General features: G+C 67.9%; 10 protein-coding genes. 3 read left to right on the plus strand and 7 right to left on the minus strand.

The features are described 5' to 3' along the window. Positions 1–224: 224 nt before the first annotated feature. Entirely contained in the window at positions 225–1,109 is an 885-nt protein-coding gene (locus COA17_RS17225) for a phosphodiester glycosidase family protein (RefSeq protein WP_096614049.1), read from the minus strand. Next, positions 1,106–3,667, minus strand: coding sequence for a TonB-dependent receptor (locus COA17_RS17230; RefSeq protein WP_176484949.1), 2,562 nt, complete (start codon positions 3,665–3,667; stop codon positions 1,106–1,108). The genes COA17_RS17225 and COA17_RS17230 overlap by 4 nt, the downstream gene beginning before the upstream one ends. 110 nt (positions 3,668–3,777) lie before the next feature. On the opposite strand from COA17_RS17230, the gene COA17_RS17235 reads away from it, so the two are divergent. Genes COA17_RS17235 through COA17_RS17245 form a run of 3 tightly spaced genes read left to right on the plus strand, consistent with a single transcriptional unit; the run spans position 3,778 to position 6,943 of the window. Then, positions 3,778–4,635, plus strand: coding sequence for a DUF6528 family protein (locus tag COA17_RS17235; RefSeq protein ID WP_096614053.1), 858 nt, complete (start codon positions 3,778–3,780; stop codon positions 4,633–4,635). Beyond that, positions 4,632–5,795 carry an MFS transporter gene (locus COA17_RS17240; protein ID WP_096614055.1) on the plus strand — a complete coding sequence of 388 codons (1,164 nt, stop codon included), beginning with the start codon at positions 4,632–4,634 and terminating at the stop codon, positions 5,793–5,795. The genes COA17_RS17235 and COA17_RS17240 overlap by 4 nt, the downstream gene beginning before the upstream one ends. Beyond that, on the plus strand, positions 5,792–6,943 hold the full coding sequence (locus COA17_RS17245; RefSeq protein ID WP_096614057.1) for an ROK family transcriptional regulator: 1,152 nt from the start codon (positions 5,792–5,794) through the stop codon (positions 6,941–6,943). Before COA17_RS17240 ends, COA17_RS17245 begins: the two co-directional genes overlap by 4 nt. A 131-nt stretch (positions 6,944–7,074) precedes the next feature. Here the strand turns inward: COA17_RS17245 and prpB are convergent, their stop codons facing one another. The 5 genes from prpB to COA17_RS17270 are packed head-to-tail and all read right to left on the minus strand — an operon-like array spanning position 7,075 to position 13,300. Further along, a complete protein-coding gene (prpB, locus tag COA17_RS17250) occupies positions 7,075–7,995 on the minus strand; it encodes a methylisocitrate lyase (protein ID WP_096614059.1) in 921 nt (306 codons plus the stop codon). A gap of 14 nt (positions 7,996–8,009) precedes the next feature. Continuing rightward, positions 8,010–9,173, minus strand: coding sequence for a bifunctional 2-methylcitrate synthase/citrate synthase (gene prpC, locus COA17_RS17255; protein WP_066490698.1), 1,164 nt, complete (start codon positions 9,171–9,173; stop codon positions 8,010–8,012). Positions 9,174–9,189: 16 nt separating this feature from the next. Beyond that, a complete protein-coding gene (prpF, locus tag COA17_RS17260; RefSeq protein ID WP_096614061.1) occupies positions 9,190–10,350 on the minus strand; it encodes a 2-methylaconitate cis-trans isomerase PrpF in 1,161 nt (386 codons plus the stop codon). Continuing rightward, on the minus strand, positions 10,347–12,971 hold the full coding sequence (gene acnD, locus COA17_RS17265; protein ID WP_096614085.1) for a Fe/S-dependent 2-methylisocitrate dehydratase AcnD: 2,625 nt from the start codon (positions 12,969–12,971) through the stop codon (positions 10,347–10,349). The genes prpF and acnD overlap by 4 nt, the downstream gene beginning before the upstream one ends. After that, a complete protein-coding gene (locus COA17_RS17270) occupies positions 12,968–13,300 on the minus strand; it encodes a hypothetical protein (protein WP_245857921.1) in 333 nt (110 codons plus the stop codon). The genes acnD and COA17_RS17270 overlap by 4 nt, the downstream gene beginning before the upstream one ends. Positions 13,301–13,372 lie beyond the last annotated feature (72 nt).

Genomic DNA, 13,372 nt, shown 5'->3' on the forward strand with positions numbered 1-13,372 from the left:
GCCTGTTCCTCTATGATTCGGTCGAGTTTCACGTCGACCTGTTCGGCTCCGCGCACAACGTAACCCGGGCCTCGAACGTGATCGGCGCGATCGACTGCAATAACCTGACCGCGTTCGTCAATGTGCCGCGCGTAACCGGTATGGGAACAGCCTTGCGCCTCTGATTGGAGAACGCGTGCTCGGGGGCTATCGTATTCCGAACCGCGATCCTTTCGGGAACCGTATCATTTTTTCGTTGCGGAAAGCGGTGCGGCGAAGACCAGCAACTCGTTGGCGACCGGTCGCTCTCGCCCCGGCACGCCCGTATGGATCGGCCGGTTAAGGACGACGGGACCGGTCGCTTCGGCGACGGCGAGGGTCGATGAACCGCCGCCATCGAAGCTCATGGCGTCGCTCGCGCCCAGTTCGCGGAACAGCGCGACCAGCGTGCCGTTGTCCGCGCCCATGCTATACCCCTTCTGGCGGCCGTCGACGACGAGGATCCAGGCGCGTCGCCGGTCGGTGGACAGTCCGAACGCCGTGCGCGGCCCCTTTCCGCCCTCCGCGATCAGCGCGCGGTGGAGCGGGACGGGCTGCCCGCCCTGTAGCAGATGCGGGCCGGCGGCGATGGCATCGCGCGTGCCGGCAGGGCACCGCTGTCCGGCGCGGATGTCCGTGCGGCGGCCGATGCACAGGATCGCCGAGACGCGCAGATCCTGGTCGATTTCGACCGGCGACGCCACCCGCCCGCCGCCCATCGCCGCGCCGGACACCGACACCGGTTCGCCGGCGTGCGGATAGTAATCGTCGCCCTTGGGCGATCCGCCGAAGAACGGCAGGAAATAGCTGGCGTTGACCGCGACCTGCGCATGGTTGGCGATCAGCGCGTCGCGCACCGTATGCGCGACATATTCCATACCCCGCGACCGGTCCGGCGGAGTCACGCCCAGCCGCAGGCCGGGACGCGTCAGGTCGAGGGTGACGATATGGATCACCATCGGGTCGGCGGCGGGATCGCCGCGCCGTTCCTGTCGATAGGTGACGCCGTCGAACAGCGGTCGGTCCGCGGGCGTGACGGCTTGTGCCTGCCACGCCGCCGCCAGGGCGAGCAGCGCGAGCCGCGCACTCACAGCTTCACCGCCGCGCCCAGCCAGAACTGGCGTCCGAAGAAATTCTGGTCGCGGGTGCCGAACCCATCGAAATTCTCGCGATGCGCATCGGTGGCGTTGCGGACCTCGCCGATGATCTGGATCGGGCCGAACGTCATGCGCGTCTGCAGATCGACCTGATCGAACGGCTGATCATAGCGGTTGCTGGTCGGCGTGGTCGGGCTGATCGAGGTATATTGCCGGCCGATATGGGCGTAGCTGACACGCGCCTGCAGCCAGTCGCGCTGGTAGAACAGGGCGGCATTGCCCTGAAACACGGGCTGCTGGGTCAAGCGGTCGAAGCTGCCGCCGCCCGGGAAGCGCGCCTTGCCGTTTAGATAGGTCGCGTTGAGCGATACGCCGAAATCGGCGAGCGGACTGGGCAGGAAACGCAGCTTGTTGACGACCAGCGCACCTTCGATGCCGAACACGCGCGACCCGGCGAGGTTCTGCGGTTGCGTGACCTGATAGATGGTGCCGTCGATCACCGTCGTGCCGGCCGCCTGCGAATAGATGTCGTCGCGAATGTCCTTGTAGAAGGTTGCCAGCGAGATCAGCCCGCTATCCCCCGGCATGTAATATTCGAGGCTCGCATCGAAATTCTGCGCGACGCGCGGGCGCAGGTCCGGGTTGCCGCGCGTCAGGACCAGCGTCGTCTGGTTCAGCGTCTCGTTGGTGCCGAGGTCGCTGGGGCTGGGGCGCCCGATCGCCTTGTAATAGGCGAGCCGTAGCCGCAGCGGATCGGACAGGTTGTAGTTGAACGTCGCGGAGGGCAGCCAGCTGCCATAGCTCGCACCGCGCGTTAGCGGGGTCAGCGTGCTGCCGGCGACGCGGAAGCCGTCGATCGTCGTCTCCGTATCCTCGTAGCGGATGCCGGTAATCAGGCTGTGGCGGTCGCCTGTGTGGCGGAGCAGGACATAGCCGGCCATCACCTTTTCGCCGACAATATAGTCCGAGCGCCGCTCGTTGAGCGCGGTCTGTGCGGCGTTCAGCGTGAAGCTCGCCGCATTCTGATCGAAGTATCGCTTGAACGCATCGAAATCGAGCAGCGGCTGCGGCCGGCTCTGCCCACCGGTGTAGAGCGGCGACCAGCGGTCGGGCAGCACGAGATTGGCGGCGTTCAGCGTCGTGCCGCTGGCCAGCCCCCACACCGCCTGCCGCGTGTCGAAATCGCGCGTAGCGGCGCGATACTTCAGCCCGGCGCCGATGCCGAGGCCGCGATCCCGTGCGGTATCGCGATAGCCCCAGTCGAACTGCGCCTCACGCACCAGGTCGAGCGAACGGTCGCGATAGGGCGTGTAGGAGGCGAAGGTATAGTTGGCCGGGTTGGTGAAGGTCGCGACATTGTCGAGTACCGCGATCGGCACGCCGTTCGCCATCGTCTGGGTATAGGCGTTGGCAGCGCTGGTGGGCAGGTTGAACTGCAGCTGGTTCGACGCTTCGAGGAAGATCGCACGCGACCAGCTGCCGCGCAGGGCGGCGTGGTGGCCATCCTCGCCGGTCCATTTCACCTTGCCCTGCGCGACGTAGAGCGGCTTTTCCAGCGGGAAGTCGTTGAACCGCAGGAAGCCGCCGGCGGTGCCGACCCGTGCCGTGCCACCGGTCGTGCGGGTCGTGTCGACGGTGCCGCGCGTCAGCTGCTGCTGGTGGCGCAGTTCATTGTCCGACTGCTGGAAGTAGGTGCCCGATACCTCCGCCTGCACGCGCGGATCGGGCCGCCATTCGAGCTTGGCGGTGCCGCCATAGCGGTCGACCGTATTGGGATAGCCGGCCGAGATGATGCCGCTGGCGACGGTGACGCCGTTGACTTGGCTGTAGCCGGTCGGGTTCAGCCGCTCCTGGTCGCGGCGCTTGCGGCTATAGGCGCCGGTCAGCACGAAACCCCAGCTGTCATCCACTCCGAACCGCGTCGCGAGCGTCGCGTCGGCGCGATAGTTGAGGCCGTCGTCGGTCGGCCGGTTGAAGCCCTTGCCGGGCACCGCACGGCTGTCCGACATGCCGATGAAGGCATTGCCGACGAAGGTGCGGATACCGCGATCGAACGCCGAGCGGCTGCGCAGGTTGACGATGCCGCCGATCGCATTGCCCTCCACGTCCGGAGTGCGCGACTTGATGACTTCGAGTCCCGCCACCGCGGTGGTCGGGATCGCCTCCATGTTGAGCTGCCGGTTCTGCCGCTCGGCGGTCGCCAGAACCGCGCCATCGAGCGTGCCGACGGTGAAGTTGGGGTTCATGCCGCGGATGCCGACATAGCGGCCCTCGTCCTCATCAAAGACCGTGGTGACGCCGGGCAGCCGGCGGAAGCTGTCGGAGATGTTGTAGTCGGGCTGCTGCCCGATCTCGTCGCTGGCGAGGAACTCGCCGATCCGGTCGTTGTCGCGCTTGGCGGCGATGGCCTGCGCGTTCTGCCGCGCATAGCCGGTGACGACGATGTCGTCCCCGTCGCCGCCGCCGGCCGGCGCCTGCTGCGCCACGGCGGAAACCGGCAGCACCGCGCCGGCCAGCAGCGTAATGCGCCATGTCTTGCGAAAACACCTCATTGTCGAACCCCCGATGACCTGAAACGCACAAGCCATTTATTGACTATAAGTGACATAAAGGTGACGCGGCGGCCCGCTTCGGGGCGCAGGACTGTGCGGGGAGCGATAAGATGTTGATATCGGTGATACTTTTTCTGGCCGCTGTTTCCGATCCGGCGGCCTATGCCTGCGGTGACGATCAAGTCCGCGAACTGCGACTCGCGCCCGACGGGCCAGTGGAGGTCTGGCGATGGACCGCCCGCGATGCGCAGGATTTGCCCGCCGACTATCGCACGCGGCTTATGGCCCATATCGACGAGTGCAAGCCCGTCGACGATGGTCGCGCGATCCTCGTCACCGCCTCGACCGGCGGCGCGGTGCTGATCGATCGCGCGAGCGGGCGCGTCACGTTCCGGGCGCGCGTGCCAATGGCGCATTCGGCGGATTTGTTGCCGGGCGGACGAATCGCCGTCGCGCTGTCGATCGCGCCGCGGGGCGACCGACTGCAGCTATTCGACCGGCAACGCAGCGAGCAGGTGGTGCAGACCCTGCCGCTGCCATCGGGACATGGGGTGGTGTGGGATGCGCAGCGGCACCAGTTGTTCGCGCTGTCGCACGACCTGGTGCAGGCATTTCGCCTGACCGGCAAAGGGCGTGCCGCCCGGCTGATCGAAACCGCGCGCTGGACGCTGCCGGGGCGACGCGACGGACACGACCTGTCATCGGCGGGCGGTGGTCGCTATTATGTGACCACCGACGACGGCGCATGGCGGTTCGATCCTGATGACGGCAGCTTCATCCCCTATGCGCCGCTCAACCCGGCCCTGCGGGTCAAGGCGGTGAGCATGACCGGCGGACGCGTCGCCTGGGTTCAGGCCGAGGAGAAATGGTGGGCGAGCGGCTTCACCGTGATGGCGGCCGATGGCAGCGACCAGCGGCGGATCGCGCTGGACGGCATCCATCTCTACAAGGTGCGCTGGGTCCGATGAGACCGGCGCGGGCGCACGGCGCCTATTATGCCGCGCATGTCGCCAAGAGCCTGTTGTGGACGGCCAGCGATCTGGTCACCATCTACGCACTGGTCAGCCTGTATGGCGTCGATCCGGCGCTGGCAGGCTGGCTGTTCCTGATCGGGCTGGCCGCCAATGCCGGCGCGGACTTCGCGGTCGGTGCGTGGCTGGACCGGCGTCCCGGCGGCACGCCGCGCCTTGCCGCCGGCGGCATGCTGGTGGCGGCGCTCGCCTTTCCGTTGACCGTGCTGGCCGCGCCGTTCGGGTGGAGCGCGCTGCTGACCGCGACGCTGGCGTTTCGGCTCGGCTATGCCGCCTATGACGTGCCGCACAATGCGCTCCTGTCACGGCTGGCCGCCGATCTGCCGGCGGCCACGCGCCTGTCGCGCGGGCGGACGCTGGGCAGCGGCGCGGCGGCGGCACTGGTCGGGACGGGGTTGCACCTGCTGGGCGATCGGGCGTCGATCCCTTGGCTACTGGGTGGCCTCGCGGTCGCGGCGCTAATCGGCGGCGCGGCGGTGCTGCCGCTGCTGATCCGGATGCCGGCGCCCCCGGGGCGAGGCGACGCGGAGGATGCGCCGGGATTGCCGTGGCGGTTCCTGGCCGGAAGCGTCGCCGGGATCGTTGCGCTGGCCGCACTGGGCAAGGGCGTCATGCATCTCCCGCCAACGACCGTCAGCCCCGACGCGGGGACGATGCTGGTCCTGCTCACCGCCGGACGCACGGTGACCGCATTGGTGCCGCTCGCGATGCCGGACCCCCGACAGGGACTGCGGCTGCTCGCCGGTCTCTATGCGGGCGCGGCGCTGGCCGGGCCGGCGCTGCTGGCGGTCGGCGGAATGGCACTGCCGTTCCTGCTAGGCACGATGCTGGGCGTGACCAACCTCGTCGGCTGGGCGCTCCTGCCGCGACTGGCGCGGGGCGCCGGCGGTTATGCCCGCTACACCATGGTCAGCAAACTGGCACTGGGCGCTGCCGGACTGGCGATGACCGCGGCCCTTGCCGGGCAGAGCAGTTTCACGGTCACGGGGCTTATGATCCTCTCTGGCGGGACGGCCGCCGGGTGCCTCTTCGCCGCACTGCTGCTGCTGGTAGCCGCCTTGACAAGTCGGCTGACGCACGGCGCAACAGGCCGATGACCGATCGCTTCGCCGGCACCTTCCCTTCCTGTTTCCTGCGCGCCGACGGTCTGCGAACCGCAACCGCCAATGAGCGCGTCGTCCTGTCGCTGCTGTCGCGGCGCGGCGCCGCCTCGCGCGCCGAACTCGCCCGTGTCACCATGCTGGCCCCCCATTCGGTGGGGCGGCTGATCGAGCCGCTGCTCGACCGCGGGCTGGTGATGGAAGGCACGCCGGAAATCGCCGGTCGCGGCAAGCCCGGCGCACCGCTGCGTCTCAACCCCGATGCCACCTTCTCGGTCGGGATATCGGTGATGACCGATGCCGTGACCCTGGTGCTGGTCGATTTCGCCGGTGCGATCCGCGCACGCGCTTCAGCACCATTGGAGCAGTCCGATTTCGCGGCGGGCGCGCGACAGATCGCTGCGATGATCGCCGACGCGATTACCGAAGCCGGTCTGGATCCGGCGCGCCGGCTGGGCATCGGTTGCGGCGTCACCGGCTATTTCATCGGCGACGGCGCGCGGCTCAATCCGCCCACCCCGCTCGATTCCTGGGCGCTGCTCCCCCTCGACACGCTGCTGGCCGAGGCGCTGGGCGGTCCGGTGTGGGTCGACAATGACGGCAATGTCGCGGCGGTCGGCGAAGCGATACTGGGCGCGGGACGCACCTGCCCCGATTTCGCCTATCTCTACTTCGCGGCCGGCTTCGGCGGCGGTGTCGTCGCTCGCGGGGCGCCGCTGCGCGGGGCCAGCGGCAATGCGGGTGAGTTCGGCTCGGTCCTGCCCGAAGGCTGGCACCAGCCCAACCTCGAAAATCTGCGCCGCCATCTGGCGACCCGGGGGCTTGTGTATGACAGTCTTCGCGTCATGCTGCGCGACCTCGATCCGATCGAGCCGGCGGTGGAGGAATGGCTCGACCTGTGTGCCCCCTCGCTCAACCTCGTGGTGTCGGCCGTGTTCGGCGCGCTCGATCCGGAGATGATCGTGCTGGGCGGCCGCCTGCCCCCGCCGCTCGCCGAACGGATGATCGACCGGATCCGGTTCACCAATCCGGCGCGCCGCGGCCATCACCGACCCGAACCGCGTCTGGTCGCCTCGACCATCGGCAGCGATGCCGCCGCGATCGGTGCCGCGATGCTGCCGATCCGGGCCGCATTCTTCCAATAGCGTCTGGACATCGATCAGGACCACCGGGCTGCGATCATGTCGTCTTTAACACGGCGGTTCCCGATGATCCGGGCGCCCAACGCTTTCGCTTCGCGCGTGCCAGCCTTTCGACGTCCACGATCCCCGATCGATCACGCCTGTGGCATCGCTTCGGGAACGATCGTCTTCACGATCGAGGCATCGAGCGCCTCGTAATCGTGCAGCCCGATCACGTCGTAGAGTTCGGCCCGCGTCTGCATCCGCTCGACCATGTTGTGCGTGCCGCCATCGCGCTGGATCGCGGCGTACAGCTCGGCCTGCGCCTTGTTGGCGACGCGTAAGGACGACACCGGCCAGATCACCATCTTGTAGCCCATCGCCTCGAACTCCGCGGCGGTGAAGAACGGGGTCTTGCCGAACTCGGTCATGTTGGCGAGCAGCGGCACGCCCGGCATTGCGGCGGCGAATGCCTCGAACATCTGTCGACTGGTCAGCCCTTCCGGGAATATCGCGTCCGCCCCCGCCTCGACATAGGCGCGCGCGCGCTCGACCGCGGCATCGAAGCCATCGACCCCGACCGCATCGGTGCGCGCGACGATCACCAGATCGCGCGCGGCCCTTTTGGCGGCGGCGACCTTGGCGGCCATGTCGATGGTCGGGACCAGGCTCTTGCCGTTCAGGTGCCCGCATTTCTTGGGAAGGATCTGATCTTCCAGATGGACCGCACCGGCTCCGGCATCCTCGAATGTGCGGACCATGTGCATCACGTTCAGCGCCTCGCCATAGCCGGTGTCGCCATCAACCAGCAGCGGCAGCCCGGCCGAGCGCGCAATCTGGCGGATGAAGAAAGCGACCTCGTCGACGGTGATGATGCCAAGGTCGGGGAGCCCCATCGAGGCGGTCATCGCCGCCCCCGACAAGTAAAGTCCGTCGAACCCGGCGTGGCGGGCCTGGATCGCGGACTGGCCGTTATGGGCGCCCGGCAGGCGGTAGATGCCGGGGCGCGATAGCGCCGCACGGAAGCGCCTGCCCGCGGATTCGGTCGGAAGGCCGGCGGCAACGAGATATGGCAAGGCGGGATACTCCTTCAGGCAGCGAGGTGGTCGCCGCGGGCGGCGAGCGGCACCCAGGCGAGGTCTTCAGGGCCGGTGTAGTTGGCGGACGGACGAATGATCTTGTTGTCCTGGCGCTGCTCGATGACATGCGCCGCCCATCCGCTGGTGCGCGCGATGACGAACAGCGGCGTGAACATCGCGGTCGGCACGCCCATCAGATTGTAGGAAACGGCCGAGAACCAGTCGAGGTTCGGGAACATCGCCTTGGCGTCCCACATCACCTCCTCGATGCGGGCGGCGACGGCGAACTGGCGCCGGGCGCCGGCTTCGTCGGCGAGCGCCTTTGCGACGCGCTTGATGACGACGTTGCGCGGATCGCCGACGGTATAGACCGGGTGGCCGAAGCCGATCACGACTTCCTTGGCCGCGACGCGGCGACGGATGTCGGCTTCCGCCTCGTCCGGGGTCGCGTACCGTTTCTGGATTTCATAGGCGACCTCGTTCGCGCCGCCATGTTTGGGCCCCCGCAACGCGCCGATCGCGCCCGCGACGGCCGAATACATGTCCGATCCGGTCCCCGCGATCACCCGGGCGGTGAAGGTCGAGGCGTTGAACTCATGCTCGGCATAGAGGATGAGCGAGGTGTGCATCGCGCGCACGAAGCTGTCGGACGGCGCCTCGCCGTGCAGCAGATGGAGGAAATGGCCGCCGATACTGTCGTCGTCGGTCTCCACCTCGATCCGGCGACCATGATGCGCGAAATGATACCAGTAGAGCAGGATCGATCCGAGCGAGGCCATCAGCCGGTCGGCGATATCGCGCGCGTCGGCGACGTTGTGATCGTGCGTTTCGGGCAGGACGCAGCCGAGCGCCGATACGCCCGAGCGCATGACGTCCATCGGATGTGCCGCGGCCGGGATCGCCTCCAGCGCCTCCTTCACCGAACGCGGCAGGCCGCGCAGCGTCCGCAGCTTCTTCTTGTAGGACGCAAGCTGCGCGTCGGTCGGCAGCGTTCCGTGAACAAGCAGATGGGCGATTTCCTCGAACTCGCTCGTCTCGGCGAAGTCGAGGATGTCATAGCCGCGATAATGGAGGTCGTTGCCGGTGCGGCCGACGGTGCACAGCGCGGTGTTGCCGGCGGTCACGCCCGAGAGCGCGACGGATTTCTTCGGCTTGAAGGTGGGAACGTCGTTCATCGGCTTGGCTTTCCTCTCAGAAACTGTCGGCGGGGACGTGGACGTGACCGTCCATCAGCACCCGCGCGCTGCGGCTCATGACCGCCTTGGTGATGATCCACCGGCCGCCCCGTCGCTGAGCCTCGGCACCGACCCGCAGCGTGCCGGAGGGATGGCCGAAGCGGATCGATGTCCGCTCGCCGCCCCCGGCGGCCTCGTTGACGAGAGTGCCCGGGACCGCCGCTGCGGCGGCGATCGCGACAGAGGCGGTGCCCATCATCGCGTGGTGAAGCTTGCCCATCGACAGCGCGCGGACCAGCAGGTCGATCTCGCCGGCCAGCACCTCCCGTCCGCTCGACGTGCGGTGATCGACGGGCGAGGCGACGAAGGCGATCGCCGGTGCGCGTGTCGTTCTGGCGATCCCCATCGCCGCCGCACCGGCGGTGCGCAGCGCCTCGAACCGGGCGAGCGCCCCCGCGTCACCGTTGATGGCGTCGCGAAGCTCGGCGCCGGTGTATCCCAGATCCTCCGCCGCGACGAAGACGGTCGGCACGCCGGCCTTGATGAGGGTCGCCGGTATCATGCCGCCCGGCACGACCGCGTCGTCCACGGTCAGCATGTCGACCGGATTGCCGGTCGGGAACAGCGCGTCCGACGCATCGGCAGGATCGACGAACTCCAGCACGATCTCGGCAGCCGGAAAGGCCACGCCGTCGAGCGCGAAATCGCCCGCCTCGACGACCCGCCCATCGGCGACGGGCACATATGCGACGATCGTCTTGCCGATGTTCGCCTGCCAGATGCGCACGGTGCAGACGCCGTCGACCGCGCGGGCGGCGTCGACATAACCGGCCGCGATCGCAAAGGCCCCGACCGCGGTCGACAGGTTTCCGCAATTGCTCGACCAGTCGAGCGCGCCGCTGTCGATCGCGATCTGCCCGTAAAGGTAATCGACGTCATGGCCCGTGCGCGTCGCCGGTGACACGATCACGCATTTGGAGGTGCTGGACGTCGCACCACCCATGCCGTCGATGTGCGCGCCATAGGGATCGGGGCTGCCGATGACGCGGCGGAACAGCCGGTCGCGCGCCTCGCCGGGTGTCCGCGCGCGCTCGGGCAGGTCCTCCAGGCGGAAGAACACGCCCTTGCTGGTGCCGCCACGCATATAGGTGGCCCGGATGCGGATCTGCGGCGTCATGCCGCCGCACTCGAGGCGAGGAAGTCCTGCGCGAAGCGTTGCAGGACACCGCCCGCCTCGTAGATCGACACTTCGTCGGCGGTGTCGAGGCGGCACAGCACCGGCACCCCCGCGCTCAGCCCGTTGGCGCGGTGGATGGTGAGCGTCAGCTCGGCGCGCGCATCCGGCGTGCCCTCCACATCGAAGGTCTCGGTTCCATCCAGCTTCAGGTTGAGCCGGGTCGTGCCGGGCAGGAACTCCAGCGGCAGCACGCCCATGCCGATCAGGTTGGTGCGGTGGATACGCTCGAACCCCTCGGCGACGATCGCCTCGACCCCCGCGAGCCTGACGCCCTTCGCGGCCCAGTCGCGCGACGATCCCTGCCCGTAATCGGCACCCGCGACGATGATGAGCGGTTGCCGGCGACCGAGATAGGTTTCGATCGCCTCCCACATGCGGACGACGGTGCCGTCCGGCTCGATCCGGGCGAGGCTGCCCTTTCTCACCGCACCGTCGACCACCGCCATCTCATTGACCAGCTGGGGGTTGGCGAAGGTCGCGCGCATCGCGGTCAGGTGATCGCCGCGGTGCGTCGCATAGGAGTTATAATCCTCCTCTGGCACGCCCATCGCGGTCAGATACTCGCCTGCGGCGCTGGTCGGCAGGATCGCGTTCGACGGCGACAGATGGTCGGTGGTGATGTTGTCGGGCAGGATCGCGAGCGGGCGCATCCCTTGCAGCGTCCGCGGACTGGCCGCCAGCGCGCCCAGGCCGTCGGTGTCCCAATAGGGCGGCCGGCGGATATAGGTCGATCGCGGGCGCCAATCATACAGCGGGCTGACCGGCGCGCTGTCGTGGTCCGAGCGCGCGAACATCGGCTCGTACACGTCGCGGAACTGCTCCGCCGTCACATGATCGCGCACGATCGCATCGATCTCGGCATCGCTCGGCCACAGATCGGCCAGCCGGACATCGCGGCCATCGGGAGCGATCCCCAGCACGTCCTTCTCGATATCCAGCCGGATCGTGCCCGCGATCGCATAGGCGACGACCAGCGGCGGCGAGGCGAGGAACGCCTGTTTGGCATAGGGATGGATGCGCCCGTCGAAGTTGCGATTCCCCGACAGGACGGCGGTCGTGTACAGGTCACGCGCGACGATCTCGCGCTGAATGACCGGGTCGAGCGCGCCCGACATCCCGTTGCAGGTCGTGCAAGCAAAGCCGACGATGCCGAAGCCGAGCTGTTCCAGCTCGTGCAGCAGGCCGGCCTCTTCCAGATACAGCGCGGGCACGCGCGAGCCGGGCGCGAAGCTGGTCTTGACCCACGGCTTGCGCGTCAGGCCGAGCGCATTGGCCTTTTGCGCCACCAGCCCGGCCGCGACGACGTTGCGCGGGTTCGAGGTGTTGGTGCAGCTGGTGATCGCCGCGATGATGACCGCGCCGTCCGGCATCAGCCCCTCGCGCTCCTGCGCGATGGCACCTTCGAGATCCTTCGCCACGCCACGGTCGTGAAGCGCGGCGGTCGGCAGGCGCCGATGCGGGTTCGACGGGCCGGCAAGGGTGCGCTCGACGCTGTCCAGGTCGAACGTCAGCACCCGCTCATACTTCGCGGTCGCCAGCGCATCGCCCCACAGCCCCGTCGCCTGCGCATAGGTTTCGACCAGCGCGACCTGTTCGGGCGCACGGTTGGTCAGCAGCAGATAGTCGAGCGTCTGGCGATCGATGTAGAACATCGCCGCGGTCGCCCCATATTCGGGGCACATATTAGAGATGGTCGCGCGGTCGCCGATCGGCAGGCTATCGGCACCGGGACCGAAGAACTCCAGCCACGCTCCCACGACGCGCTCCTTGCGCAGGAACTCGGTCAGCGCGAGGACGACGTCGGTTGCGGTGATGCCCTGCGGCCGTCGCCCGGTCAGCTTCACGCCGACGATATCGGGGAGGCGCATCATCGACGGGCGGCCGAGCATGACCGTTTCCGCCTCAAGCCCGCCGACACCCACCGCGATCACGCCCAGCGCGTCGACATGCGGCGTATGACTGTCCGTGCCCACGCACGTATCGGGAAAGGCGACGCCGTCCCGCACCTGGATCACCGGCGACATCTTCTCCAGATTGATCTGGTGCATGATGCCGTTGCCTGCGGGCACCACGTCGACATTGTCGAACGCGCGCCTGGTCCATTCGATGAAGTCGAAACGGTCCTCGTTGCGCCGGTCCTCGATCGCGCGGTTCTTGGTAAAGGCGTCAGGATCGAAGCCGCCGTGCTCCACGGCCAGGCTGTGGTCGACGATCAGCTGGGTCGGCACGACGGGATTGACCTTGGCGGGGTCGCCGCCCTGATCCGCGATCGCGTCGCGCAGGCCCGCCAGATCGACCAGCGCCGTCTGCCCAAGGATATCGTGGCAGACGACGCGCGCCGGATACCAGGGGAAGTCCAGATCGCGCCGGCGATCGGCGATCTGGATCAGTGCGTCGCTCAACAGCGCGGGGTCGCAGCGGCGCACCAGTTGCTCGGCCAGTACGCGCGACACATAGGGCAGCGTGTCATAGGCGCCGGGGCGGATCGCCTCGATCGCGGCCCGCGCATCGAAAAAGGTGAGCGCCGTACCGTCGAGCGGCTTCTGATAGGCAGTGTTCATCGGGTTGCCGGGTTCCATTGGGCGAGCCGCGTGGCGATCGACGCGCTCGGACGGGTGAAGGTCGAGAAGGTGAAGCGGCCGGCGGCGACCATGCAGTCGCATCCCGCCGCGTCGCACCCGCTGGCGAAGACGACGACGACGAGATCGTCGTCGCTCCGGCTGACGCACGATGCCTCGAACACCATCTCGGCCAGCTCGGCGCGCAGTTCGATGTGGTGGCAGCGCGAAAGGGAAACGCTGGCTCCCAATATCTCCCGCGCGCGTGCCGTCGCCGCCGCAACGACGCGCTGGAGAAGGTCGACACCTTGCGGCTGAGCGGTAGCAAGCATATTCGCATAATCCGCAAATGGGCGCGGCTTCACAGGGTTGAAAGCGTAAAATTCTGTGAAGAACGCTCAGCA

Origin of the sequence: Sphingomonas ginsenosidimutans (genome assembly GCF_002374835.1) — a bacterium.
Taxonomy (GTDB): domain Bacteria; phylum Pseudomonadota; class Alphaproteobacteria; order Sphingomonadales; family Sphingomonadaceae; genus Sphingomonas; species Sphingomonas ginsenosidimutans.

Bases quoted from the DNA above. Each gene is read 5' to 3' on its own strand.
- COA17_RS17240 (WP_096614055.1), top strand. From the start codon at position 4,632: ATGAGACCGGCGCGGGCGCACGGCGCCTATTATGCCGCGCATGTCGCC.
- COA17_RS17230 (WP_176484949.1), bottom strand. From the start codon at position 3,667: ATGAGGTGTTTTCGCAAGACATGGCGCATTACGCTGCTGGCCGGCGCG.
- COA17_RS17235 (WP_096614053.1), top strand. From the start codon at position 3,778: ATGTTGATATCGGTGATACTTTTTCTGGCCGCTGTTTCCGATCCGGCG.
- prpC (WP_066490698.1), bottom strand. From the start codon at position 9,173: ATGAACGACGTTCCCACCTTCAAGCCGAAGAAATCCGTCGCGCTCTCG.
- COA17_RS17270 (WP_245857921.1), bottom strand. From the start codon at position 13,300: ATGCTTGCTACCGCTCAGCCGCAAGGTGTCGACCTTCTCCAGCGCGTC.
- acnD (WP_096614085.1), bottom strand. From the start codon at position 12,971: ATGAACACTGCCTATCAGAAGCCGCTCGACGGTACGGCGCTCACCTTT.
- COA17_RS17245 (WP_096614057.1), top strand. From the start codon at position 5,792: ATGACCGATCGCTTCGCCGGCACCTTCCCTTCCTGTTTCCTGCGCGCC.
- prpF (WP_096614061.1), bottom strand. From the start codon at position 10,350: ATGACGCCGCAGATCCGCATCCGGGCCACCTATATGCGTGGCGGCACC.